Source organism: Terriglobales bacterium, from assembly GCA_035457425.1.
GTDB lineage: Bacteria > Acidobacteriota > Terriglobia > Terriglobales > Acidobacteriaceae > JACPNR01.
On the sequence record DATIBR010000050.1, the window covers coordinates 1 to 25,902 of the forward strand.

15 protein-coding genes and 1 tRNA gene are annotated in these 25,902 nt (G+C 66.1%); 5 read left to right on the plus strand and 11 right to left on the minus strand.

The features are described 5' to 3' along the window. On the plus strand, window positions 1–3,453 hold a 3,453-nt coding region (locus VLA96_03630; GenBank protein ID HSE48278.1), incomplete at its 5' end, for a carboxypeptidase-like regulatory domain-containing protein. A gap of 109 nt (window positions 3,454–3,562) precedes the next feature. Here the strand turns inward: VLA96_03630 and VLA96_03635 are convergent. Next, window positions 3,563–5,206, minus strand: a complete 1,644-nt coding sequence (locus VLA96_03635) for a CRTAC1 family protein (protein ID HSE48279.1) — start codon at window positions 5,204–5,206, stop codon at window positions 3,563–3,565. A gap of 139 nt (window positions 5,207–5,345) precedes the next feature. On the opposite strand from VLA96_03635, the gene VLA96_03640 reads away from it, so the two are divergent. Beyond that, a complete protein-coding gene (locus VLA96_03640) occupies window positions 5,346–7,703 on the plus strand; it encodes a glycoside hydrolase family 3 N-terminal domain-containing protein (GenBank protein HSE48280.1) in 2,358 nt (785 codons plus the stop codon). Continuing rightward, window positions 7,700–8,212 carry a hypothetical protein gene (locus VLA96_03645; GenBank protein HSE48281.1) on the plus strand — a complete coding sequence of 171 codons (513 nt, stop codon included), beginning with the start codon at window positions 7,700–7,702 and terminating at the stop codon, window positions 8,210–8,212. Before VLA96_03640 ends, VLA96_03645 begins: the two co-directional genes overlap by 4 nt. A 7-nt stretch (window positions 8,213–8,219) precedes the next feature. Here the strand turns inward: VLA96_03645 and VLA96_03650 are convergent, their stop codons facing one another. The 9 genes from VLA96_03650 to VLA96_03690 all read right to left on the minus strand — a co-directional run bounded on the left by VLA96_03650 (window position 8,220) and on the right by VLA96_03690 (window position 18,784). Then, on the minus strand, window positions 8,220–9,191 hold the full coding sequence (locus VLA96_03650) for an aldo/keto reductase (protein ID HSE48282.1): 972 nt from the start codon (window positions 9,189–9,191) through the stop codon (window positions 8,220–8,222). Window positions 9,192–9,267: 76 nt separating this feature from the next. Beyond that, window positions 9,268–9,343 (minus strand) — tRNA-Lys (locus tag VLA96_03655). Window positions 9,344–9,425: 82 nt separating this feature from the next. Then, window positions 9,426–11,249, minus strand: coding sequence for a cytochrome c3 family protein (locus VLA96_03660; GenBank protein ID HSE48283.1), 1,824 nt, complete (start codon window positions 11,247–11,249; stop codon window positions 9,426–9,428). Further along, complete coding sequence (locus VLA96_03665) at window positions 11,246–12,328, minus strand: 6-bladed beta-propeller (protein ID HSE48284.1); 1,083 nt, start codon at window positions 12,326–12,328, stop codon at window positions 11,246–11,248. The genes VLA96_03660 and VLA96_03665 overlap by 4 nt, the downstream gene beginning before the upstream one ends. Further along, window positions 12,328–14,151, minus strand: a complete 1,824-nt coding sequence (locus tag VLA96_03670) for a hypothetical protein (GenBank protein ID HSE48285.1) — start codon at window positions 14,149–14,151, stop codon at window positions 12,328–12,330. Before VLA96_03670 ends, VLA96_03665 begins: the two co-directional genes overlap by 1 nt. 10 nt (window positions 14,152–14,161) lie before the next feature. Next, complete coding sequence (locus VLA96_03675; GenBank protein HSE48286.1) at window positions 14,162–15,175, minus strand: peptidyl-prolyl cis-trans isomerase; 1,014 nt, start codon at window positions 15,173–15,175, stop codon at window positions 14,162–14,164. Between the two features lie 65 nt (window positions 15,176–15,240). Next, a complete protein-coding gene (locus VLA96_03680; protein HSE48287.1) occupies window positions 15,241–16,032 on the minus strand; it encodes a hypothetical protein in 792 nt (263 codons plus the stop codon). Window positions 16,033–16,175: 143 nt separating this feature from the next. Next, window positions 16,176–17,360, minus strand: coding sequence for a 6-bladed beta-propeller (locus tag VLA96_03685; GenBank protein HSE48288.1), 1,185 nt, complete (start codon window positions 17,358–17,360; stop codon window positions 16,176–16,178). Further along, a complete protein-coding gene (locus VLA96_03690) occupies window positions 17,357–18,784 on the minus strand; it encodes a cytochrome c3 family protein (protein HSE48289.1) in 1,428 nt (475 codons plus the stop codon). Before VLA96_03690 ends, VLA96_03685 begins: the two co-directional genes overlap by 4 nt. 260 nt (window positions 18,785–19,044) lie before the next feature. Here VLA96_03690 and VLA96_03695 point away from each other — a divergent pair, with 260 nt between their 5' ends. Further along, window positions 19,045–21,012: a peptidyl-prolyl cis-trans isomerase gene (locus tag VLA96_03695; protein HSE48290.1), complete on the plus strand. Its 1,968-nt coding sequence runs from the start codon at window positions 19,045–19,047 to the stop codon at window positions 21,010–21,012. 185 nt (window positions 21,013–21,197) lie between these two features. Then, window positions 21,198–22,742: a 4-alpha-glucanotransferase gene (malQ, locus tag VLA96_03700; protein HSE48291.1), complete on the plus strand. Its 1,545-nt coding sequence runs from the start codon at window positions 21,198–21,200 to the stop codon at window positions 22,740–22,742. Here the strand turns inward: malQ and treY are convergent. Next, a complete protein-coding gene (treY, locus tag VLA96_03705; GenBank protein HSE48292.1) occupies window positions 22,689–25,718 on the minus strand; it encodes a malto-oligosyltrehalose synthase in 3,030 nt (1,009 codons plus the stop codon). The genes malQ and treY overlap by 54 nt on opposite strands. Window positions 25,719–25,902 lie beyond the last annotated feature (184 nt).

Here is a 25,902-nt window from a genome sequence, read left to right on the forward strand (position 1 = left end):
GGCACCGTGACCGACTCGACCGGCGCAGTCGTGCCGGACGCGCAGGTCACCGTCACCGATGAGAGCACCGGTCTGTCGCGCACCGTGCAGACGGACAAAGACGGTGTCTACACCGTGACGCAGCTTCCGCTCGGGACCTACAAGGTCACGGCGACGAAGACCGGCTTCAAGGACTACGTCAAGACCGGCGTGGTGCTGCACGTCGCCGACGTGCAGCGCACCGACGTGAGCTTGCAGCCTGGCTCGGCCTCGGAGACGATCACGGTCGAGGCGTCGCAGATCCAGGTGCAGACCGAAGGCGGCGACCTCTCCGGCCTGGTCAACGGACAGCAGGTCCGCGAGCTCCCGCTCAATGGCCGCGTCTTCGCGCAGTTGACGCAGCTGATGCCGGGCGTCGCGACCGCCGAATCGTTCAGCCCCACCAACAAGGGGCTGGTCGCCGGCGTCGACATGTCCATCTCCGGCTCGGGCGCGACCAATAACCTCTGGCTGGTCGATGGCGCGAGCAACAACGACGTCGGCTCGCAGCGCACCATCCTGGTCTATCCCTCGGTCGACACCATCGCCGAGTTCAAGATCCAGCGGAACAGCTACGGACCGGAGTTCGGCCAGGCGGCCGGGGCGCAGATCAACGTCGTCACCCGCCAGGGGTCGAACACCTTCCACGGCAACGTCTACTACTTCGGCCGCAACGACGCCTTCGACGCCCACAGCTACTTCGGCGCGCGCACCGGCGAGAAAGACAAGCTTCGCCACCACGACTACGGCTACACCTTCGGTGGTCCGCTCTGGAAGGACAAGGCGTTCTTCTTCTGGTCGCAGGAGTGGAACAAGATCCTGCGCGGCGATACCCGCACGGCATTCGTTCCCACCGCAGCGGAAAAGACCGGTGATTTCAGTGGGACGCAAGCTGTTTTCGACGCCAGCGCTGGACGGTGCGGCGGACCCGCGCCGAATGACCCAACCACTGGTGCGCCGTTCGCAGGGAACCAGATTCCGGCGGGCAATCTCAGCCCGGCGGGTCTTCTCTATGTCCAGCTTTATCCTGATCCCAACACTCCGATCGACCTGAACACTTGCATCAACTGGATCAAGTCGGTGACGAGCCCGACGGATTGGCGCGAGGAAAGCATCCGCGGCGACGTCTATCTCACCAAATCCATCAACCTGATGGTCCGCTATACCCAGGATTCATGGGTCAATGGCGCGCCCAGCGACTTCTCGCACCTCTGGGGCGACGATCCATTCCCGAACGTGGATTCCAAGTGGGATCAGCCTGGCAAGCAGTTCGTCGCCAAGCTCACCCAGACCATCGGCACCAGCATGGTCAACTCTATCCAGTTCTCCTATGCCGGCAATCGCATCAACGTGACCCGTGGCGAGGAGACTCCGGGCCTGAACGATGCCATCGATCAGGCGGCGCCACCCATCTTCGGTTTCGCCGGCAAGACGACCGGCGATCAGATCGCGCACCCGACGTTCTGGGGCGGACAGGGTTACCCGGCGCTGTGGAACATGGCACCGTGGAGCAACCTGCAGGATCTCTATGCCCTGCGCGATGACTTCAACCTGGTTGTGGGCAAGCACACCCTCAAGTTCGGCGCTCTGTTCGGCTGGAACAAGAAGAACGAGTTCATCGGCGGCGCCAGCTCCGCCGAGAACAGCGAATTCTGGGGCTCTGCCGGCGTCGGCGCCTGGGGCGCCGGTGGTCCTCCCACCGGCAACACCATCGCCGACTTCCTGTATCGCGACATGGCTTGGGGCTTCGACGAGAACCGTACCCAGCCGGAAGCGCATACCCGTTGGCACGATCTCGAGTTCTACGCCGGCGACACCTGGAAGATCCATCCGCGCGTGACGCTCGATCTGGGCCTGCGCTGGTCGATCCTCTACGAGCCCTACGACTCGCAGAACGCCATCGCGACCTTCGTACCCTCCCTGTTCGACCCGGCCCTGGGCAACGATCCTTGCAACGGCTTGCTCTTCGCCGAGTCGAACCCGTGCGCCACCGCCGGCTTCCTGGGCGGTAGCGTCACCGACAACCGCGCCTTCCGCGACACCGACTTCAACGACATCGCGCCCCGCATCGGCCTCGCGTGGGACATCATGGGCAACGGCAAGACGGTCTTCCGCGCCGGCCTCGGCCAGTTCTTCCAGCGCGAGCGCGTGGCGCCCTACCTGCCCGTCGCCGGCAACCCGCCCTTCAACGCCAACCGCAACGGGATCCGCACGCTCGACAACGACCCCAACAACCCATCGGTTGCGTGCCTTGACTGCTCGACCTCGAATGGCGCCCCCAGTGCCGGCATCGACCTGCGCGCACGTGTGCCGAACACCTGGCAATGGAACGCCACCATCGAGCGCGAGTTCTGGCCGAACAACGTGCTCGAGGTCTCCTATGTCGGGAGCCGCGGCATCCACCTGACCAGCAGCTGGGCCGCCAACCAGGTCCTGCCTGCCAACCGCTTGGCGTGGATCCATGCGAACGGAGACTCGTTCGCGCAATCGCAATTGCGTCCGTTCCCCGAACTGGAGCAGAACGGCAACATCCTGATCTTCGGTCGCAGTGGCAACTCCATCTACCACGCGCTGCAGACGCAGTTCCGTGGGCGCTGGAGCAATCGCTTGCAGTACCAGGCCTCTTACACCTGGTCCAAGAGCATTGACGACGGCTTGCTCGACAACTCCGACGGCGGTCTCAGTGGGGGCAGCATCATCGACATCACCAACCCGCGCCTCAACCGCGGCCCCGGACCGCTCAACCGCCCGCACATCTTCAACGCCAGCTTGATCTACAACACGCCCAAGCTGAGCGACCAGAACGGCTTCGTGCGCAGCGTCTTCGGCGACTGGGAGGTTGCGACCATTATCATCCTGTCGCACGGCGGCTCGCTCACACCGCACACCGGCAGCGTGCCGGTGATTGGCGGAGGCCCTTCCGGGACAGGGTTCAATAACAACCAGGTCCTGCTACGTGATCCCACCCAGCCATGTCGCGCCAGTGGGGATACAGAACAGTGGCTGAATCCGAACGCTTACACGTTGGCCGGCTTCCAACTGGGGACTATCGGCAGCGGCCTGCGCGGCCAGTGCTTCGGACCGGGGATCAAGCAGACCGACTTCGCACTCTACAAGAACTGGACCATCCCGTTCTGGAAGAGCAAGTACACCTCGGAGACGGCGCAGATCCAGTTCCGCGCGGAGATCTTCAACCTGTTCAATAACACCCAGTTCAGGACGTTGTCTCTGGACTACAACGGCAGTGCCTGTTTCAACTCCGGTTCTTTTGGCCCTGGGCCGGACGTGACCACAATGTGCAGCACCAACCCGAACTTCTCGCAGGACGCAACCACAACGACGATTACCAGCTCCACACCGGGCGGTCTCTTTGGGGTGGCGGGCGCGACGCGCGATCCGCGCGAGGTCCAGTTCGGCTTGAAGATCATCTTCTAGGCTGTTGGGAAGACTTCCGAGCCCGCTCACCCGAGCGGGCTCTTTCTTTTCAGGGCAGGCGCCGGCGACTCGCCGGCGCACTCTTGCGCTCAACGTGGGTCTATCCCGGCTAGGGCTGCCGGACGGTGAGGATCTGGTTGGCCTTCACGTTCGGATGCGAACTGGTCGTCCCGTCGGGCCACAGGATCTCGATGCGCTCGACCGTGGTCGCGGCGCCCAGGCCGAAGTGCTGGCGCATGTCGTCCTGCGAGATGTAACTGGTGCCGCTCTGCACCGTGCGCGACTGCGTCTTGCCGCCCGCGGTCACGCGCACCACGGCGCCGATCGCGTCGGTGTTCCTGCCCTTGCCGCGCAGCTTCACGGCCAGCCAGTTGCCCGGCGGCATCTCGTTGTGCAGCAGCTGCGGCGCGCCGTCCAGGTCGTTGATCACGATGTCGAGCGCGCCGTCGTTGTCGAGGTCGCCGACCGCCAGGCCGCGGCTCACGCGCTTCTCGGTGAAGGCCGGCCCCGCGTCGGCGGTCACATCGGCGAACGTCCCATCGCCCGCGTTGTGATACAGCAGCTTGGGCTGGCGGTATCCGGAGCCGCCCGCGAGCTTCGCTGTTTCCATCTGCGGGTACACGTGCCCGTTCACCGCGACCAGGTCGAGCAGCCCGTCGTTGTCATAGTCGAAGAAGGCGGTGCCCCAACCGACCAGCGGCAGGCTGGCCGGCGCGGTCTTCGAGCGGAAAGAGATGTCCGCAAAACCGGCGGGCCCGTCGTTGCGATAGAAAGCGTTGTACTCCTCGGAGAAGTTCGTGACGAACAGGTCGAAGCGGCCATCGTTGTTGAAGTCGCCGAGCGCCACGCCCATCGAGCCCTGCTCCTGGCCGTCGTCGCTCACCGCGACGCCCGTCGGGAAGCCCACCTCGTCGAACTTCCCGTTGCGCAGGTTCTTGTAGAGGAAATTCGGGGTCGAGTCGTTCGCGACGTACAGGTCCGGCCAGCCGTCCTTGTCGTAGTCGAACCACGCGACTCCCAGCCCGAAGTAGCCGTTGGGGTCGTTCACGCCGGCTTCCTTGCTGACCTCCTGGAACCTTCCGTTGCCGAGGCTGTGGAAGAGGAAGTCGGAGTCGCCGGGCAGGCCGCGCGGGCCGCACTGCACGGCCACGCCGTGGTACTGGCACGTCTTGCCCTTGCCGAATTCGGGCAGGTTCGCCAGGTCGACCTTCACATAGCGGCTGACGAATAGATCCAGGTTGCCGTCGCGGTCGTAGTCGGCAAAGCCGCAACCGGCCGACCAGCCGCCGCCGGCTACTCCGGCCTCCGCTGTGACGTCGGTGAAGGTGCCGTTGCCGTTGTTGTGATAGAGGTGATTCGGCCCGAGTGCGGTGACGTAGATGTCTTCCCAGCCGTCGCCGTCGTAGTCGGCCGTGCAGACGCCCATGCCCCAGCCGGGAAACGCGACGCCGGCCTTCTCGGCCACGTCGGCGAACTTTCCGCTCCCCAGGTTCTTGTAGAGCGCGCTGCGCGCGGACTTCGGGTCGTTGGCCGTGTCCACGGTCAAGGAGTTCACGAAGTAGATGTCGAGCAGCCCGTCGTTGTCGAAGTCGAGCAGGGCCACGCCGCCGGCCATCGATTCCACGATGAACTTCTTTTCCGGGGCGGAGAGGTGTTTGAAGTCGATGCCGCTGCTGCTCGTGATGTCGCGGAAGCGTGGCTTGCCGGCGGGCGCGGTCTGCCCGAATGCGAGTGCGCCGCACAGCGTCAGCAACAGGGGTAGGGAAGAGGGACGCATGAGATGGCGGCTGTTGCATTCTAAGAGTGACCGCCAGACTTGACAACTAGCTGCCTCAGGCCGAAAGTAGTCATCCTTCGGCTACTGAATCGTTTTACTTCCGCTCGAGGACGCCATGACCACCGCCCCGCCGCGACGCGCTTTCGCTCTCGCCTGCTGGTTGTTGCTGCTGTGCATTCCCGCGGCGCTGGCCCAGTCGCCGGGGGGCGCTGCCGCCCCGTTCCGGACGACGGACGTCTCCGACAGCCAGGCGTTCCTGGTCCGCGCCACCCGGCACACGCCCGCCCGCGTGGATGCCGCCGCCATCGAGCGGCTGCTGCGCCGCATGACCCTCAAGGAAAAGATCGGCCAGATGACGCAGCTCGAGATCGGCATGATCTCCGACGGCGTCGACGCCAACATCCATGTGAACCCCGAGAAGCTGCACAAGGCGGTCGGGGAATACGGCGTCGGGTCCATCCTCAATGTGAAGGACGAGGCGCTCACGCTGGAGCAATGGCATGGCTACATCCGGGCCATTCAAGCGGAGGCCGCGAAGTCTCGGCTGAAGATCCCGGTGCTCTACGGCATCGATTCCATCCACGGCGCCAACTACGTGAAGGGCAGCACCTTGTTCCCGCAGCCGCTGGGTATGGCGGCGACCTGGAACCCGGAGCTTGCCCTGAAGAGCGCGGAGGTCACGGCTGCCGAGACGCGCGCCGCCGGCATCCCGTGGAACTTCTCTCCCGTGCTCGACATCGGCCGCCAGCCCCTCTGGCCGCGGCTATGGGAGACCTACGGCGAAGACCCCCACCTGGCGAAGGTGATGGGCGTGGCGATGGTCCGGGGCTACCAGGGGAACGACCTGGCAAGCCCGGACCGCGTGGCCGCCTGCCTGAAGCACTACGTGGGCTACAGCGGGCCGTACAGCGGCCACGATCGCACGCCCGCCCTGTTGCCCGAGAAGACCCTCCGCGAGTACTACCTGCCGACGTTCCGCGCGGCCATCGAAGCCGGCGCGGCGTCGGTGATGATCAACTCGGGAGAGGTGAACGGCGTCCCCGGCCACGCCGACCACAATCTGCTGACGACGGTGCTGCGCAAGGAGCTTGGGTTCGACGGCGTCGCGGTCTCCGATTGGGAAGACATCAAGAAGCTGGTCACGCATCACCGCGTCGCAGCCGACGAGAAGGAAGCGACGCGCATCGCGGTCATGGCGGGCATCGACATGAGCATGGTGCCGAGCGACTACAGCTTCGCGGATCTTCTGTTGCAACTCGTCCAGGAACGGAAAGTGCCGATGTCGCGCATCGACGAAGCCGTGCGCCGCATCCTCGTGATGAAGGCGCGGCTGGGACTGTTCAAAGACCCGGCGCTGGGGATCGGCGGCGCCATCGGCTCGCCGGCTTCGCGCGCGCTCAGCCTCCAGGCCGCGCGCGAGTCGATCACGTTGCTCAAGAACGAGCGCAACGTGCTGCCGCTGGCGCGGCAGGCGCGCGTCCTCGTCACCGGACCCACCGCCGATTCGCTCATCGCCCTGAACAACGGTTGGACCTACACCTGGCAGGGCGATCGGCCGCAGCTTTATCCGGGGCGGCCGACCATCCTGGCCGCCATCAAGCAGAAGCTGGGCGACGCGAATGTCGCGCACGTCCCGGCGGATTTCCAGAAAGGCGCTGACCTCGCCGCCGTCACCGCCGCGGCGCAGAGCGCAGACGTCATCGTGCTCTGCCTGGGCGAGAGCTCTTACACGGAGACTCCCGGCAATATCGATGACCTCTCTCTGCCTGAGTCCCAGCAGCGCCTCGCGAGCGCAGCAGCTGCCACCGGCAAACCCGTGGTCCTGGTGCTCGTGGAGGGCCGGCCGCGGCTGATCCGCAGCTTTGCCGACGCGATGGCGGGCATCCTGCTGGCCTACAACCCCAGCAACGAGGGCGGCACCGCAGTCGCGGACGTACTGTTCGGCGACGTCGATCCCAGCGGCCGCCTGCCCATCACGTATCCGCGCTACCCCAACGCCCTGCTCACCTATGACCGCAAGCTGGCGGAAGACACCGACACCAGCTTCGGCCAGAAGGCCTTCAATGCTCAATTCGAGTTCGGCGCCGGGCTGAGCTACACGAGCTTTGCATACTCGAACCTGGCGGTGACCCCGACTAGCCTGCCGGCGACCGGCACGGTGACGGTGAAGGCGACCGTCCGCAACAGCGGGCAGCGCGCCGGCGCCGAGGTCGTGCAGCTCTATCTGCGCGACCGCGTCGCGAGCGTCACGCCTTCCGTCCGCCGTCTGAAGCGGTTCGCCAAGGTGTGGCTCTCACCGGGTGAAAGCCGCGAAGTCGCTTTCACGCTTGCGCGAGATGACTTTTCTTTCATCGGCGCCGATAATCGGCCGGTGGTCGAGCCCGGAGAATTTGATGTTTTCGTCGGTCCTCTCACCTCGATGGTGACGATCACGCGGGCACCCGCTAGCAACCAGAAGGAGAAGAAGCCATGAACCTGCGAGCACCTGTGACTCTCGCCGTGGTGGGTATCGTTTTTGCCGCGCTGCTGATGTCCGCGCAGCAGGCAGGAAGCCCGGGCCTGCTGACGCCCGAGGAAGTGAAGAAGGCGCTCCCGGAGTCGGTCTTCTTCCGCGGGGAGAAGGCCCCGGTGCAGTTGCGCAACGCCGCCGGCGCCCGCTTTGCCGATGGCAAGCTCCTCCTGATCACTTTGGTCGACAATTCCGGCTACAGCACCGCGATCCAGGAGAAGTACCAGGGGTACCTCATCACCGAGGTCAAGCTCACCATCGGCGACCGCGACTTGCCGCCAGGGGCTTACGGGTGCGGAGTGGTGAATGGCAAGTTCCTGGTGATGGACGTCGCCGCCAACGAGGTGTTTTCGGTCGACGCGCCGCCTGACGCGCAGCTCAAGCGCCCGCGTCCGCTCATGCTCAGCGCCGACGGAGACGCGTATCGGCTGCACTTGGGCAGGAACATGGTCCGCATCGCCGCGGCGCACTAGGCCGCTTTCAGTCTGACCAGGGCTGAGGCTTGCGGTCCCAACGATGCGGCCGCAGGCGCGCTACCTCATCCGGCGCCAGCGGGCCGCGCTCGCTTGCGCCGATGTTGGCCTCTACGTGCCGCGTCGAACGCATTCCCGGGATGACGGTGCTCACCTGCGGCGCCGCCAGGATGAAGCGGAGAGCCGTCTCCGCCAGGGTGGCGGCCGCTGGAACAAGCGGCTTCAGTCTTTCCACCCGCGCGACCGTCGGGATCAGGTTGGCGGGCAGGAAGTACTTCGAGCGCCAGTCGTCGGCGGGAAAGGTGCTCTCTCTCGTCAACGTTCCGGTCAGGCTGCCCTCATCGAACGGCACGCGGGCGATGACCCCGACGCCGAGCTCGCGACAGGCAGGGAAGAGCTCATCCTCCGGCGCCTGGTCGAAGATGTTGTAGATCACCTGCACGGCATCGACGAGCCCGGTCCGCAGCGCCTGGATGCCGTTCCATGGCTCCCAGCGATTCAGGCTGAGCCCGAACGCGCGGACCAACCCGCGCGCCTTCAGCTGCTCGATCGTGCGCGGGAACTCCGGGGCGTCCGTCCAGCTGTCGTCCCACACGTGGAACTGCAAGAGGTCGATCGTCTCGCGCTGCATCGCTTTCAGGATCGACTCGACGGATCGGAAGACGTGCTCGGGCGGGAAGACGTCCAGGTAGCGATCCCGCGCGCTGCCCGGCCATTTGCCGTTCTTCGGCGGGACCTTCGAAGCGGCGTAAAGGGTCTTCTCCGGATTCCGCCGGAGCAACTCGCCCAGCAAGCCGTCGCTTCTCCCGTCGCCGTAGGCCCAGGCGCTGTCGAAGAAGTTGCAGCCCAGGTCGACGGAGCGCTGCAGCGCCGCCATCGACAGCTGGTCATCGGAACCGGTCCACTCGCCCATGCCCCAGAGCCCGTGGCCGACCTCGCTGACCTCCATGCCCGTGCGACCCAGCTGCCGATAGCGCATGCCCTTATTAGATACCTGCACAATGGGTGCTTGTTCAATACCGGCGCAGCGAAAGGCCGCAGGGAGCGAGGAGAGGTGGTGAGCGCGGAAGGAATCGAACCTTCAACCTACTGATTAAGAGTCAGTTGCTCTGCCAGTTGAGCTACGCGCCCACGATTTTCCGGGAAAGGACTTCCGCAGGAAGGCAGTCCGATTATAACAAAGGGTCGTTGGCAGCGGCCAGCAGCGCGGCGCTCAGTAGTTCTGGTTGTTGTGCGGCTTGTTGTGGCAGGTGAGCGTGCAGCTCTTGGTCGCACGGTCATAGACCACGTTGCCGCCGAACGGCGCTACCACGTTGAGGTCGAAGTTCACCAGCCGCTGCCCGCTCAGGGTGGGGTTGGAACTGTCGGTGCCATGCGCGGAGTGGCACGCCGAGCACGAGAAGCCCTTTGCGATGTGCTTCTTGTGTTTGAAGGTCGTCTCGTCGTTGAAGATGGTGTTCAGGTTGTGGCACTTGGCGCACAGCGCGTACGGGCCTGCGACCGTGCCGTCGGGGTCGGGGAAGAGGTTGGTAACGAAGCCGCCGGGAGTCGCGGCGCGCGCCATCTCGTAGCGACGCTCCAGCATGTGGTTCCAGCTGGAGCCATGGGGCCCGTTCGGGCCGCTACCACCGGACTCGCGGTTGTCGTCGGCGTTGTGGCAATCCGTACAGAACAGGCGCGTGCCCATGGCGCGGCCGGCGGTCACGCCGTCGAGCTTCATCATGGTGGCGCGCAGGCTTGGCTGCGGAAGCGCGCTGGTGCGGTCGTGTAGCACCGGATGGCTCGACCACGGCGTCGTGGGGGTGAGCTGCTGGATGACGTCCAGCGGATCCGAGCCCGCGGCCGCCCGGCGCGGCAGGTAGCCATATTTCGAGTCCGCCACCTTGCCCACGCTCTTGCCATGGCAGCGCAAGCACACCTGGTACTGGTTGATCGCGGGGCGCAGGACCGTGGTGCCGTCGAGCTCGCTCACGCCCACGACGTTGTTCTGGGCCGGGCGCAGGGCGGGCGGCGCGGTGAAGCTCGCCGTCGCGCGCGCGGCGTGCGGGTCGTGGCAGTCGGCGCAGGTCGCGTGCCGGTTGTTGTTGAGCACCGCGGCCTCCGCGGCGTCGTGCTGCGCGCTGCCCGCGGGCGCCGGATGGCCGATCTTCACCAGTTCGCTCGCGATGTTGGGAGCGGCCGGCACGGTGTTCGCGCCGGCATGGCAATTGAGGCACGCCTGCTGGTCGCCGCCGCGCAGCAGCCGCGCCGGCCCGGCGGCGTTGTGCGGCATGTGGCATCCGGAGCACGCGTTCAGCGCCACGTTGCTGTAGCCGCCGACGTAGGGATTGTTCGACGTGGTGTGCGTCGCGGTCGCGTGGATGCTGGTCGTCCATCCCGCCAAGCGGTTCGTCTGGCCGCCGACCACGCGCGTCGGATCATGACACGCCAGGCAGAGCGTGCCGCCGGCGCTGTCGCGCACCAGGAACTTCTGCACCATCTTGTCGATGCCCTGGAAGTGCGGCTGATGGCATGACGTGCACTCGATCGAGCCGTTCACGAGCTTGACCACCGGGTCCGCGGTGTGCGGGCTCGCGCCGAACAGCAGCGCATTGACGTCGGGGGTGTCCACCAGCGGCGTGCGCAGGCTGAACGGATGCGAACTCGACAGGTCGGTGCCGAACTTCGACGTGTTCTTCATCGCGCCGGTCATGTTGAGCTGGCCGAACGAGACGGTCTGGCCGGGCGCGACCGTGCCGTCGTGGCAGCTCAGGCACAGCTTGCTGGGCGAGCCGAGCGGAGGCTGCTGGCTCGTCTGGTGGTACGTGCTCGAGCCGTACATGGTGTAGGTCTGCACCGAGAGCTGCTGGTTCCAGAGAGGCGTCGGCGCGGTCTGCCCGCCGTGCGGCGCGTGGCAATAGAGACATGCGTTCGAGACCGGCCCGCGCATCGCCGAGGCCCCGGTCGGCGTCAAGTCGTGCGTCCCGAGCTGGTCGCCGGGGATCTGCGCCATCGCGGTGGCGCAGGCGAAGAGCGCGAGGAGAAGGAGGCGCTTCACTGCACGCCTCCCGAGGCCGGCTTCGCCGCGGGAATGAAGCGGAAGACCTGCACGCGGCGGTTGTACGAATCGACCACGAAGATGCGGTCGTTGCGGTCGATGTACATGCCGGCGGGCAGCTGGAACTCCTGCGGCCCGTCGCCGGCGCCGCCGAAGTAGTAGAGCAGGCGGCCCAGCGGGTCGAACACCTGCACGGTGTCGAACAGCCCCTCGACCACGTAGACGTCGCCTTCGCTGTCGCGCGCGACGCCTTTCGGACGGAACATGCTGCCGGTGCTCCCGCCCGCCTGGCCGAGCGCGTAGCGGAACTTGCCCTCGCGATCGAGCGCCTGCACGCGGAAGTTCATCGCGTCCACCACCAGCAGCTCGTCGCCGCTGAGGCGCAGCTCGGTGGGGAAGTTGAACTCGCCTTCGCCCACGCCGCGCTGCCCGATCTCGCGCTGGATGTTGCCGTCCATGTCGAGCACGAAGATCTTGTGGCGCAGCGTGTCGGTCACGTAGATGCGGCCGGCGGCCGTGTCGATGGCGATGCCGGTCGGCCGCTTGAAGAATCCTTCGCCGCCCTTCAGGCTGCCGAGCGCGCGCCGGAACTTGCCGTCGCGGTCGAAGACGAAGATCTTCCCGGAATCCGAATCGGTGACGTAGATGTTGTCGTTGCCGTCCACCGCCACGCATTGCGGCGCTTTCAGCGGGTCCTTGCTGGAATCGCGGGTGAGGAACTTGTAGCGCTTCTTCTCGAAGTCGAAGATGTGGACCGCCGACTGCCCGGGGTCGGTGACGATGGCGCGCCCGCGCGAATCGGTCACGACGCTGTACGGCCGCAGCATCTGGTGCAGGTCGGGCGGGCCGGCCACGATGTCCACCAGCCGCCCCCAGAAGCCGGGCTTGCCGCGCACCTCGCGCTCGGTCGCGAAGCTTCCCTCGTAGGCGAGGGTGCGGCCGCCGGCGAGCTGCATCGGAGGAGGCGGCGGGGGCGCCGGCTCCTTCTTGTCCTTTCCCTGCGCTGGGCCGGCGGAGAGCAAGAGCAACAGCAGGCCCGAGGCGAGAAGGTGCTTCGGGCTGGTCGAAGTCGCCGTCATCAGAAGATGTCGAAGTGCCGCGAGACGCCGAAGTAGATGGCGTGGACCGTCTGCGGCTGGACGAAGCCCGCTCCGATGCCTTGCCGCAGGTAGGTGTAGTTCCCCTGGATTGTCATCTGCCGCCACCGGTATTCCGTCCGGCAATCAAGCCGCCGCACCATGTTATCGGAGACCGTGGACAAGTTGTCGGTCTCGTACGTCGAGTTCAGGTACGACCCGCTGACCTTCCACTTGCTCGTCGGCTGGTAACTGCCGCCGAACGCGTAGGAGCGGCCGCTGTAGAAGATGAGCAGCCCGGGGAGGGGGCCGGGAACGGGGAAGGGGACGAGCCCGTTGATAGTCGGCAGCGACTCGCCGCTGTTCCGGCTGAAGCTGCCGCTGAACGAATACTTGCGGCGCGAGACGGTCGCGCTGTAGCTGGTGGAGAGCGAATCCGCCAGCGAGGTGCCGTCGATCGAGCTCTTGCCCACCCGGCCCGCGAAGGTGACGAACCACTCGCCGAAATTGCGCGACGTGCTCGCGTTGAAGCCGTAGCCCGTCTGCGTGTAGCCCAGCACCGCCGTCATCACGTTGCTGTTGTACTGCACGCCCGCGGTCGAGCGCCAATTGCCGACGGTGCGCGAGAACGTGACGCTGCCGCTCTGTCCGGTCGCGCGCTGGTCATTCGTCGGCGACGTGTAGAGCGAAAGGCCGTACTGCGCGCCGAACTGCCCGCCCCAGAGCGCATGGCGATAGCCGGCTCCCCCGTTCACGTTGGTGGTCGCGATCTCGACGCCGACGAAATCCTGCGACGTGCGGTCCACGCCGCCGTCGAGCGTGATGTCCTTCGAGAGCAGGTAGGTCGCGTGCCCGCCGTAGTTGAAGTACTTCGAATCGCGGAACAACGGCTGCACCGCCGGCGGCGCGGGATTCCCGGGCGCCAGCGTCCCCAGCAGGTAGGCGCCGAAATTGGTGGTGTAGTTCGCGCTCGCGCCCAGGATCAGCTTTTCCGTCGGGCGCCAGCCGAAGTTGCCATTCACCGTGTCGTAGGTCGCGTCGGTCTGCTGCCCGGCGTAGTCGGTGAGGAAGTGCGTGCGCGCGTAGCTGGTGCTGAAGGTCGCGTTCTTCCACAGCTGCCGGTTCGCGCCCACCTGGAAGGTCGACTGGTCGGTGTTCTGGTCGCCCAGGAAGATGGAGTGGAACAGCGGCGGGGTGTGCTGCTCCAGGTGCATCTTGGAGTAGGTGCCGTTGAAGTTGAAGCCGAAGCGCGAGTACGTGCTCCCAATGCTGAAGGCGCGGCTGTTCGACGAGCCGTCTTCATCGCTGCCCACCAGCGAGTACCCGTTCTTGTTGGTGCTGAACGACGCATGCAGCGTGGGCAGTCCTTCGAAATACATGCCGCCACCCACGCTGAAGCTCTGCGAATGCCCCTGCGTGGTGAAACCCAGCGCGCCCGGCACGGAGAAGGTGCCTTCGCTGTTCCAGTCGCGACTGTAGCTGACCTCTACCGGCGTGTGGCTGCCGCCGAACAGGCTGGCGCTCCCGGCGAATCCCTTGCCGCTGAAGATCGAGTTGTAGTCGGAGTTCACCCGCTGCTGGTTGTAGTACGGGCTGAAGCGGAAAGAGAGGAACTTGGGATCGTAGTAGTAGCCCGTCAGGTCGGCATTCCCGCCAAAGACGAGCTGGTTCGAGGTCACCTCCGAGAACAGGCCGTTGTAGCCGAAAGTCAGGTTCCCGGAGAGATTCAACGCGGTGTTCTCGGTGATGTTCACCTGCGCGCCTGCGACCGCCGCCAGCACCAGCCATCCGGCCGCCAGGATCGCGAGTTGTCGCGCGTGCCGCATGCACTCCCCGTCAGAACTCCTCGACCTTCGCGCCCTGCCGCAGGTCCTTCTCCAGCTGCGCGCGCAGTTGCTGCGAGCGTTCCATCTCCAGGTCTTTCTTCAATTGCGCCTTGACCTTCTCGAAGGGGACCGTCTGCGCCGCCTCGCGGCCGTTGACGCGCGCGATGCAGTAGGAGTTCTCGGCCTCGATCAAGTCCGAGACCTCGCCCGCCTTCATGTTGAACACCACCTTCTCCACCGCCGCCGGCATGCGCCCGCGGTGGACGCTTTTGTGGTCGCCCATCATCACGCGCCAGTCGTCGTCGGAGTTCTTCTCCGCCAGGATGCCGAAGGCTTCATAGTCTTTCGCCGCCTTGGCCTGCTTCAGCAATCCCTCGGCGCGCTGCCGCGCCTGCGCCTTCTGCTGCGCCGTGGCGTTGTCGGGGATGACCACGCTGATGGTCTGCAGCTGCACGCTTTCCGGCTTCTTGAAGCGCTCCGGGTTCCTGGCATAGAACTCGCGCAGTTGCGCGTCGGTCATGCTGGCCTTGCCGACCACTTCGGTGCGCAGGATCTGGTCGATCAGGATGGCGCGCTTCACCTTGCCGCGCAGGATCTCCAGCGAGCCCTGGTGCTCGGCGTACAGGTAGTTGCCGAAATCCGCGCTGGTGGGGAACTGCTTGCGGAAGTCGCGCATCGCGCGCTCCAGCTTGGCGGGCGCCACCGTCAGCTTGCGCCGCTGCGCTTCCTGGTACGCCAGCTCTTCGAACTCGATCACGCTCAGTGCGGTGCGCCGGATGTCTTTTTCCATCTTGGCGGGGAACTTGCCGCCGTGCTGCCGCGCAAACGGGAACTGGATCATCATCTGCCGCGTGAGGTCGCGGTCGGTGAGCGGGACGCCGTTCACGCGCGCCACGAGCTTCGGCGCCGGGGCGCTGACCTTGCTCGGCGGCTGCAGGAATGCGGTGGAAGGCTTGTTCTGCGCTGCGGCCCCTGCCGCCGCGAGAAAAAGAATGCTGGTCAGGATGGTGAACGTGCTCTTCATCTTCGTCCCCTTGTGCCCGCTGCGAGGGGTGGGGAAGGGCTCGCGCCCTTCCCCGTCTCGGGTTGTTAGTTGGTGGTGCTCATCACGCCGACGTTTTCGTTGCTCTTGCTGTAGTGGCAGGAGCGGCAGAATTGCGTCGCCGAGTTGCTCGCCGCGTTGGCCGAGTCATACCAGCCGCGCACGAAGAAGCGGGTGGGCTTGATGATGCTGGTCCCACTGATGCTGTACTTCGCGTAGTTCATCGAGTGCGGGTTGTGGCAGGTCGAGCACTCAACGTAGGAACCCTGGCCGGCGACGGCGTAGAAGCGCGCCGGGTGGCCATAGTTCTGGTTGAAGTTCGCCGCGCCCGCGGACGTCAGATCCCAGGTGATCTTGCCGTCCGCGCCCACCGTGCCGGGCCAGTTGTACCCGCCCGGGTTGTACTTCACGTGCACCGGGTGGTCATTGGTCAGGCTGTAGCCGTCGGTCGCCAGGTACGTGGTGACCTTGTTGCCGTTCACGGTCTCGAAGCTCTGTCCGGTCATGCCGGCAATCGTCACGCTGCCGTCGTGGCAGGAGAGACATGCCGCCGTGTGGAACAGCGGATCGTCGGCCGTGTAGGTGCTGGTCGTCGTGAAGTCATCACCGTCGAAGCCGTAGTAGCTCTTGGCGATGAAGTCGCGGCCCCAGAGATAGTTCACTCCGGTGCCGGGGTCGCCACCGATGCCCTGTCCGGCCGCGCCGCTGTGCGGCGTATGGCAGGAAGCGCATCCGTGTCCGTTGACGTTGTGCGGTCCCAGGATGTCCTGGAACTGGGCGAACGCCGCGGGACTCGCTGCGACCGCAAGGATTACTAAGAGGAAGATGATGCGTTTCATATAGGTCTTAAGACCTCCGTTATGAAAAACAGCTGTTTTGGTGCTGCTCCTGCGCCGGAGCGTTCCTATCGGCTCCCCGGCATCCCGGGCGACGCGGGTGTTCCTCCCGCGCGCTCCGAAAACTCGTGTGTGCGAAAACTCTCTCATTGCGCTCCTCCGGCCGCCGGAGACTTCGGCTGCGGCTTTTGCGCGGCCGCCTCGGCGTCGGTCACGTAACGAAAGACCTGGATCCGGCCCTTTAACTGCTCCGAGACCACCACGCGGTTCTGCTTGTCGATGCAGAGTCCGGTCGGCAGTCCGAATTGCCCGGGATACTTTCCCGGTTCCCCGAAGAAGGCGAGCAGATGGCCTTCCCGGTCGAAGATCTGGACGCGGTTCTGGAGCGCGTCGGCGACCCAGATGTGGCCGTCGGCGTCCACCGCGATCCCCTTGGGACGCGCGAAGAAGCCGGGCCCGTCGCCCGCCTTGCCGAACATGCTGATGAAGTTGCCGTCGGCGTCGAACATCTGGATGCGGCTGTTCAGCGTGTCGGCGACGTAGAGGTTGCCGTCGCCATCGACCGCCACGTTGGTGGGCTTGGCGAAGGTCGCCGGCGAATCGTCCGCTTCCTCCTTCGCCGGCCCGCCGACCGCACGCAGGAACTTCAGCGTGTCGGCGTCGAACACCGCGATGCGCTCGCGCGCCACGTCGGCCACGTAGAGGAAGCGGTTCTCGTTGTCGATGGCCATGCCGCTCGGCCGGCCCAGCTCGTCGGACCCGAACATCGCCTCCAGCTTGCGGTCTTTGCTGAACACGGAGATCTGGTGCAGCCCGGCGTCGGAAACGAACACGCGGTCGCCGTCGTCCACCGCCACGCCGATGATGTCCTTGAACTTCGCCTCCACGCCGTTGCGGATGAACTCGACCGCGCCCGTCTTCTCGTCGAAGATGAACACCGCGGCCACATAGCTGTCGGCCACGTAGATGCGCCCTTGCGAATCGGTCGCCACGCCGTACGGCTTGGCCAGCGCGCGCACCGGCTTGGGGGCCGTCACGTCGTTCTGCTCGATGCCCGCCAGCCGGTCCATCCAGCCGTGCTTCTTCCTGGCATCCTTCTTCGGCGTCGCTTCCGGCTTCTCGCCCACCAGCTGCGACTGGTAGCGGATGCGCGCGATGTCCGGAGGCGCCGGCCACACCAGCTTGCTGGTGTCGAGCAGCGGCTCGGCCTGCGGCTTCTCGATGTCTTTCTTCTTCTTGTCTTTCGCGAACGCGCTTCCCGAGAGCGCGAGCGCGAGCGCGGCGGTGAACGCCAGCGCGCGGAAGGTGATGCGATGGTGTTGCGGCGTCATTGCGCGCCCTCCAGCGTCCCTTTGTGGCAGGTGCGGCAGAATTGCAATCCCGGCCGCGCGTCGTTGATCAACATCGCGCGCGCGTTGCCGGCATGCGGCTGATGGCAGGTCAGGCACTCGATCCTGGCCCTGATCTTGTTCGGGTCCTGCGGGTCCCGCACGTCCACCACCGGATGGTTCGCCGTCGGGTGTCCCAGCCCGTACTTCAGGTTGAAGCGCATCACCGAGTTCTTCAGGAAGTAGTCCATCGGCAGCCGGACCTTCCCGTTGAAGATCGTGAGGTAGGGCTGCCCTTCCACCGTGGCCGGCTTCGATTCGGTGCTGTGGCACTCCATGCAGAGCTTGCTGCCTTCCGCGCGCAGCAGTTTGGGGTGCTGCCCGCCGTGCGGCTCGTGGCAGGTCGCGCAGCCCTGCTCGAACGCCGGCTGGTGCGGGAACTTCTTCTTGTGCTGCTCCGCGATGTCGCTATGGCAGGTGGTGCAGGCCGCGACCGGATCCGGTTGCAGGAAACCCGGCGACTTGCCGGCGTGCGGGCTGTGGCACGCGGTGCAATCGCCCTGCGCGCCCGCGTGCTGCACCTTGGCGTTCTCGATCTCCTTGCCCTTGTCTTCGTGGCAGGTCAGGCAGAGCGCGCGCGAATCGGTCTCGGTGAGCACGACCTTCCCGTCCTTGCCCGGAGCCTTGTGGCAGCTGTCGCAGCTGCCGCCGGCGAACGGAGCATGCACGAACGCCTGCATCAGCTTCGGCTCGTTCGACTGGTGCGGGTTGTGGCACGTCAGGCAATCGGTGGCCGCGAACGGCTGGTTGTTGTGCGCCTTTTGCAGCGCCGCGTCCTTGGCGTCGTGGCAGTCGAGGCACAGCGCCGGAGTCTTCTTGTTCAGGTGCGCGCGGAACTCGGTCTGCGTCGGGTCACCGACTTTGTGCGTCGTGTGGCAAGTCTCGCAGCCCATATCGAGCGCGGCGTGCCGGCTGCCCTTTTCGGGAACGTTGACCCCGGTGGTGTGGCAGTCGAGGCAGAGGTTCTCGCCCTTGCCGCCCGACGTCGCTTTCAGCAAGTGGACGGGGTTCGGCGACGAATGCGGGTCGTGGCAGCTCGTGCACTGCCGGACCGCCGGTGCGTGCACCTTGCCGCTCAATTTCGCGGCGTTCTTGTTGTCGTGGCAGGTGAGACACATCCCGCTCGGACTGGTCGCCTTCAGCTTGATCCGGGTGATGTCTTTCGTTACCCGAACCTCGTGGCAGGTGCTGCACTCCTGCGTCTTGCCCGTGTGCACGACCTTGCCCTTGAACTTCTCCTCGTGACACGACAGACACGTGGCGGTGTCGGTATTCTTTTCGAGCGGGACGGGATGCTCTTTCGCCGCGCTGGGAGCGGTCCAGAAGAGGATGAGCGCAAGCGCGAGAAGAGCCCGGCGCAGCCACATGAATGGCCGTTCAATGTGCCCGGTGGGAGTCTCGCACCCTGGCCGGATTTCCCCCTCGCGTCCCATAGTTAGAGGTTGCGCCCAGACCCCGAAAGCCGCCTGTGATGGTTGTCACAAATCCATGTGACAGTGTTGCCGATGAGCCCCCTAACCCCCCTTAACGCCGACAGGATGCGGATTTCAGCTCCGCCGTGGCGAAATGCCGCGCTGGTTTATAATCGGAGATTCCGCACGACATTCCGGAGCCTTCAAAACCTCGCATGATTCGATTCCTGCAGACACCCAGCACGGCCAAGAAGGTAGTTCTTGGCGGTCTCCTCCTTGTCATTTGCATCGCCATGGTCATCACGCTCATCCCCGGGACCGGGGTCACGGATTTCTTCGGCGCTGGTCCGACCCAGGTCGGCCTCTACGCCACCGTGGGCGACGAGCAGGTGATGACGACCGACATCCAGCGGCGCGCTCAATCGCTGGCCCGGCAGCAGAATCTGCCGCAGCAATTCGTAAGTCTCATCATGCCGCAGGCCGCCAGCCAACTGGTGATGCAGAAGGCGATGATCGCGGAGGCGCACCGCCTGGGCTTGATGGTGACCGACGAGGAGTTGCGCGACGAGCTGCGCAACGGCCTGTTCGCCGCCGAGCTCTATCCCAACGGGCAGTGGGTCGGCCAGCAGAAGTACGACGACTTCGCGCGCCAGGCCGGCCTGAGCATCCCGGAGTTCGAGCGCCTCATGAAGGAAGAGCTCCTCATCCGCAAGCTCAACTCACTGGTGGAGGCTTCGACCTCCGTCAACGACGACGAGTTGCGGAAGGCATTCCTCCGGCAGAACGTGCGCGTGCGATTCGACTACGCCGTACTCACCGCCGACGCGGTGATGAAGACCATCAAGCCGAGCGAGGCCGAGCTCCGCAAGTACTACGAGGCGAGCGCGCCGCGCCTCAAAGACTCGGTCCCGGAAGAGCGCAAGATCAAGTACGTGGTCGTCGATGCCGCGCGCCTGCTGCCGCAGGCCAAGCCCACGCCCGAGGAATTGCAGCGCTTCTACAACGACCGGCGCGAGCAGTTCCGCGTGGAAGATGAAGTGAAGATGAGCCAGATCGTCGTGAACAAGCCCGAAGCCGGCCCCGACGGAAAGGTCGATCCCAAAGGGGAGGAAGCGGCCCGCGCCAAGGCGCGATCGCTGCTGCAGCAGGTCCGAGGCGGCGCCGATTTCGCCGCCGTGGCGCGCAAGGATTCGGAAGATACCGAAACGGCGCAGCAAGGTGGCGCCGTCGGGTGGGTGAAACCCGACCAGATCCCGACCGTCCGCGATGCCGTGCTGAAGCTCAACAAGGGGCAGATCAGCGACGTCATCGACGCCGGCTACGCTTTTGTCATCCTGAAGGTGGACGACAAGCGCGCCGCCCACGTCCAGACCCTGGACGAGGTGCGCGCGCAGATCGAGCCGGTCGTGGCGGAGGAGAAGGCCCAACGCCTGGCCGAGCAGATCGCGAACAAGGTGTTGTCCGAGTCCAAGAACGGCCTGGAGTCGGCGGCGGCCAAGAACGGCCTGAACGTCATCACCAGCGACTTCTTCAACCAGCGCGCGGCCGCGCTCCCGGGCGTCGGCGCCTCGCAGGAATTCATGCAGGCCGTGTTCGCGGCCAGGGAAAAGGCTCCCCCGGCGCTCGTCCGCGCCGAGCAGGGATACGCGGTCTTCCAGGTGGAAGCGGTGAAGCCGCCGCGCACGCCGAGCTTCGAAGAGGTGCGCGCGCAACTGGAAGAGCAGTATCGCCAGGAACGCGCCGGCGCGCTGCTCGCGCAGCGCACCCAGGAGCTCTCCGACCGCGCCCGCTCGCTCCATGATCTGAAGCGGGCGGCGAGGGAACTGGGCGCGCGCCTGCTGACCAGCGAACCGGTCGGCCCGGGCAGTCAAGTGCCGGAGATCGGCGAGGCTTCGAACGTCGAGGTGGTGTTCGACATGAAGCCGGGGCAGATCAGCGGACCCCTGCAGGCGGGCCGGAATGGCGTCGTCTTGGCGCTGCTCGACCGCCAAGAGCCTGCGGGCGGCGAGATGGCCGACCAGCGCGATATGCTGCGCGAGGCGCTACTGCGCCAGAAGCGCGCCCAGGCCGTCGGCGTTTTCGCGCAGGGCCTGCGCGAGCGCATGGAGAAGGAAGGAAAGATCAAGTACAACCAGGCCGAGAAAGAGAAACTCGAGAAAGGCAACCTGAACCTGGGCAGCTAGTTCGAAACCCGGTACTTCTACGAGGCGGGCGGCCTGCCCGCCTCGTATCATTTCTTCGAGGGTAGCCGCAACGCTGTCGCCTCGTCCGCCGCGGCGGACTCCGCTCGGCTGCGTCTTCCCTCGGCCTGCGCTCGCGCGACCCGGGGCTCGCTGCGGCCTCACGCGCTTGTACTATTGAGAGGCGAATGCCATTCGAGCGCAATTCCGGCATCCTGCTGCACCCGACCTCGCTGCCTGCGCGCGGCGGCATCGGCGACCTTGGTCCGGAGGCTTACCGCTTCGCCGATTTTCTCGCGCAAGCGAAGCAGGGACTCTGGCAGGTACTGCCGCTCGCGCCTTGCGGCATCGGGAACTCTCCCTACTCGGCGACCTCGGCGTTTGCCGGCAATCCGCTGCTCGTCTCGCTCGAGCGCCTGGCGGAGCGCGGATGGCTGGCCCCGGAGCGCGCCGCCGCGCTTCCCGATCCTTCCGGCAACGTCGACTACGACAAGGTCAACGCGACCAAGCTGCCGCTGCTGCGCGAAGCGGCGCAGAACTTCCTGCGCGCCGCCGGCGACAGCGCGCGCTCCCGCTTCGCGCGTTTTCAGCAGGAGAACGCCTGGTGGCTCGACGACTTCGCGCTCTTCGACGTCCTGCGAGCCCGGAACCAGCAGCGCACCTGGCGGGAATGGCCGCGCGAGCTGGCGCGCCGCGAGCCGCAGGCGCTTGATCGGGCGCGCCACGATCTCGCCGACGACCTCGCGGTGGTGAAGGCCATCCAGTTCGCCTTCTTCGAGCAGTGGGCGGCGCTGCGCGCGCACTGCCGCGCCCGCGCCATCAAGATCGTCGGCGACGTCGCCATCTTCGTCAGCTACGACTCCGCCGACGTCTGGATGCGTCCCGACCTCTTCCACCTGAACCAGGACCTCGAGCCCACGGTCGTCGCCGGCGTGCCGCCCGACGTCTTCAGCAAGACCGGGCAGCGCTGGGGGAATCCGCTGTACCGCTGGGACGCGCTCGCCGGCACCGGGTACGACTGGTGGGTGCGCCGCCTGCGCTGGGCGCTCCAGACCTGCGACATCATCCGGCTCGACCACTTCCGCGGGTTCGAGGCGTACTGGGAGATCCCCGCCTCCGAGCCCACCGCCGTCAACGGCCGCTGGGTCGCCGGGCCGCAGGACGACCTGTTCCACACCCTGCGCCGGCACCTGGGCGACCTGCCCTTCATCGCCGAGGACCTTGGCTTCATCACGCCGCAAGTCCGCGAGATGCGCGCGCGCCTCAACATCCCCGGCATGCGCGTGATGGAGTTCGGCTTCGGCGACCCCGGCGCGCACATCTACCTGCCGCACCGCTTCGAGTCCAATACCGTCGTCTACACCGGGACGCACGACAACGCGACCATCAACGACTGGTGGAAGAACTACGCGACGCCCGCGGAACGCGAGGCCGCGCGCTCGTACCTGGGAGAGGATCCCGACGGCGTGAACTGGGCGTTCATCCGCGCCGCCGCCGGCTCCGTCGCGGACCTCTGCATCCTTCCGCTGGGCGACGTGCTGGGCCTCGGCCCCGAGGGCCGCATGAATATCCCCAGCAAGGCCGACGGGAACTGGGCGTGGCGCTTCCGCCGCGACGCTCTTACGCCCGAGCTGGCGAAGAGACTTGCGCTGCTCGCGGAGGTCAGCGACCGCGTGCCTTCAGCGGCCGCGCAGCAGGGCCACGGGGAAGCTCGCGAAGACTTCGCGGCATAGCAGCGTGCGCTGCGGCGTCTGCCGCACGATCTCTCCCGTGAAGACGTTCTCGTACTCCAGCGGCGCGCCCGGCGGCAGCGCCAGCTCGGCGGCGCCCCAGGCCTCGCCCAGAGGCGGCTTCCTCGCGCCTCGCATCAGGGTGTAGCAGAAGCGCGGCGCCACCACCAGCGCGGCCTGCTTCTCGCGCGTCCGCAGGAAAGCGATCAGGTGCTCCGACTTCTCTCCCGCACCGTACAGCGGGCGATAGTTGCCGTGCGCGAAGAGCTCGCGCTGCTCGCGCCGGAAGTTGAGCGCGCGCAGCGTCGTCCACAGCTTCACCCGTCCGTCGTGGTACCGCTCCAGCAGCGCGCGGCAGTGCTCGCGCAGGTCCGCGTTCGCTTGGCTGAGCTCGCTCAGGTCGCGCTGGCGCGCGGCGAAGTCCACCGGCCGGCGGTTGTCGGGATCGACGAGGGAGAAGTCGAACAGCTCCTGCCCCTGATAAATGTCGGGCACACCCGGCGAAGTGATCTTCAGCAGCGTCTGCGCAAGCGAGTTGAAGACGCCGAAGTACGCCACCGGCTCGGTGAATCGCTCCAACTCTTCGCGGAAGCGGTTGGGTCGCGTGGCGCTGCCGGGCGCCAGCAGCCGCTCGACGAAATCGCCGACCGCGCTCACGTACTCATCATTCGGGTTGATCCAGCTCAGGTTGATCTTGGCTTCGTGCAGCGCCTTCGCCATGTACCTGCGGATGCGTTCGCCATACTCGCGCATCTCGTGGTCGCTTGCTTGGAAGGGAAGCGTGCCGGCCAGCGTCTGGTAGAGCAGGTACTCCTCGTTCATGTCGGGCGCGCTGCGGCCGTCGGAGAGCACGCGCTTCTTGGCGCGGTTCATGCGGCGCCAGCGATGCACGTGCTGCGACCACAGCTTGGGCACCTCCGAGAGCACGTTCAGCCGCGCCCGCACGTCTTCGCTGCGCTTGGTGTCGTGCGTCGAGGTGGCCAGCAGCGAGTACGGCCAGCGCTCCAGCCGCTTCAGGTTCCCGCTGTGCAGCTCGTCGACCAGGTTCCCGAAGTATTTCGGATTTCCGCCGACCTCGTTGACGGAGACGAAGCGGTTGTAGACGTAGCAGGCAGTGTCCTCCAGGCCCTTGGCCATCACCGGGCCGGTGAGCTGCTGGAATTTCAGCGCGAAGTACAGGCGGTCGCTGTAGTCCTGCGCCGCGGGCTTGATGCGCAGCAGCAGGATGTCGCGCAGGAAGTCGAACAGCAGTCCCGGCAGCCCGGGATTGCGCCGCTTCGCGCGCACGATGGCTTCGCTGATGTATCCGCGGTCGCGCTCGCTGATCGCGCCGCGCTCGTCGATGTAGGTGCGATAGACCGGGAAGCACGCGATGGTCTCGACGATCGCCTCTTCCAGCGTCCCCTGGGTGAAGTCGCGGGCGCGGCGGTCGCGCGCGCAGATCTCCGCCAGCATGTGCGTCAGCACCGCGACCTCGCTCGAGAGCGCCGTGTCCATGATCAGCTTCTTCGACTCGTACACGAGCGTGTCCACGTCGGAGGACATGCCGGTGAGCCGCTGATAGAGGTTGGTGAACGCGCGCGCCGAGCGCGGCTGGATGAACACGCCGTTCACCAGGTTGGTGAACTCATAGCCGACCGTGCCGTCGACGCTCCAGTTCTCCGGCAGGTCCTCGCCCGGCTCCAAGATCTTCTCCACCAGCGCGTATAGGGGCGCGAGGTTGTTGGTCCACTCGTGCTGTCCGAAGACCTGCGCCACGCCCTGCTCGATGCCGTTCTCGCCCACCGGCGGGCATGGCTCCGCGCCGCAGCACTGGCTCGCCGCGAACAGCATCTGCGCGCGCATGAAGTATTGCGGCGGGTTGAACAGGCCATCGGGATGGTCGAACCGCAGGCCTTGGATCAGGCTTTCGGCCAGCAGCTTCCGCAGCAGCCGATGGGTCGCCTCGAACACCCGCGGGTTCTCCATGCGGACGCCGACCAGGTCGTTCACGTCGAAGAAGCGGCGGTAGTTGATCTCCTCGGCTGAGACGCGCCAGTGAGCCAGCCGATACGCCTGCGCTTCCAGCAACTCGTGCAGCTGGTCGAAGCTGCGCGGATCTTCGGGACGTCCGTTGACCCTCTGCAGCGCGCGGTCGATCACCGCGGCTACGGCCGGCGCGTGCTCCACCAGCGAACGCAAGCCACGCTTCAATTCGGGCGCGTTGCGGCGCCGCGCTTCCACCTCGCGCGGGTTGGTCGCGTGATGCGGCGGAAGCCCGCGCAGCTCCTCCAGCAGCTCGCGCAGGTGGGCGAGCGCGCCCTGCGCGCGCGGGTCGGAAGAGCCGGATTCCGGCAGGCGCTCGAACAGCATCGGCACGGTCTGCGGGTCGAGCGGCAGCACCTTGTCGTAATAGCGGACGCGGAACCAGCCGTCGGCGAAGGCCACGGTGAGCTTGCCGGCTTCCAGCTCCGCGCCGTACTGGTCGCCGAGCATCGGCAGCAGCACTTTGCCGTAGAGCTCGCGCTTCAGCGGGCGCCAGTCGATGTCGAAGAACTCGGCATGTTCCGATGAGGGTCCGTTCTCCAGCACGTCCATCCACCAGGGATTCGTGCCGTGCCCGATGCCCATGTGGTTGGGCACGAAGTCGAGGATGAGGCCCATGTCGTGCGCGCGCAGCTCGTCGGCCAGTGCGCGCAGCTGCGGTTCGGTGCCGATCTCCGGGTTGAGCTGGTTGTGGTCGGTGATGTCGTAGCCGTGCTGGCTGCCGGCGCGCGCCTGCAGGATGGGCGACGCGTAGCAGTGCGTGATGCCGAGCGCGTGCAGATAGGGCACGAGCGCGCGCGCGTCCTCGAACCGAAAGCCCGCGTGAAACTGGAGGCGATAGGTCGAGACAGGGCGCGACGCCCGCTTGCGGGCCGCAAGCCGGTCGAGACACTCTGCTAAGCCTGACAACTCTGGCGCCAGAACGGACGCTCCGGAACGCTGGTCGGTCGCCACCTGACCTTAGATGCAGCCGGCAGCGGCTCTCGTTAATCGCTTGCAGGGCATAAACTTAGGTCCGCGGCTGCGGCTCCGGATGGCGCAGCGCGCAGGCCAGGCCACCCGTGTTGCGCTCGAAGAACTCGTGCAGCGCTTTGCCGAGGGCGGAAAGCTCGGAAGGCGGGAGGGCGGCCTGCATTTG

Excerpts from the sequence above, each read along its gene's own strand:
- VLA96_03640 (HSE48280.1), top strand. The coding sequence starts at position 5,346 with ATGACCACCGCCCCGCCGCGACGCGCTTTCGCTCTCGCCTGCTGGTTG.
- VLA96_03645 (HSE48281.1), top strand. The coding sequence starts at position 7,700 with ATGAACCTGCGAGCACCTGTGACTCTCGCCGTGGTGGGTATCGTTTTT.
- VLA96_03650 (HSE48282.1), bottom strand. The coding sequence starts at position 9,191 with ATGCGCTATCGGCAGCTGGGTCGCACGGGCATGGAGGTCAGCGAGGTC.
- VLA96_03665 (HSE48284.1), bottom strand. The coding sequence starts at position 12,328 with ATGACGGCGACTTCGACCAGCCCGAAGCACCTTCTCGCCTCGGGCCTG.
- VLA96_03670 (HSE48285.1), bottom strand. The coding sequence starts at position 14,151 with ATGCGGCACGCGCGACAACTCGCGATCCTGGCGGCCGGATGGCTGGTG.
- VLA96_03675 (HSE48286.1), bottom strand. The coding sequence starts at position 15,175 with ATGAAGAGCACGTTCACCATCCTGACCAGCATTCTTTTTCTCGCGGCG.
- VLA96_03680 (HSE48287.1), bottom strand. The coding sequence starts at position 16,032 with ATGAAACGCATCATCTTCCTCTTAGTAATCCTTGCGGTCGCAGCGAGT.
- VLA96_03685 (HSE48288.1), bottom strand. The coding sequence starts at position 17,360 with ATGACGCCGCAACACCATCGCATCACCTTCCGCGCGCTGGCGTTCACC.
- VLA96_03690 (HSE48289.1), bottom strand. The coding sequence starts at position 18,784 with ATGTGGCTGCGCCGGGCTCTTCTCGCGCTTGCGCTCATCCTCTTCTGG.
- VLA96_03695 (HSE48290.1), top strand. The coding sequence starts at position 19,045 with ATGATTCGATTCCTGCAGACACCCAGCACGGCCAAGAAGGTAGTTCTT.
- malQ (HSE48291.1), top strand. The coding sequence starts at position 21,198 with ATGCCATTCGAGCGCAATTCCGGCATCCTGCTGCACCCGACCTCGCTG.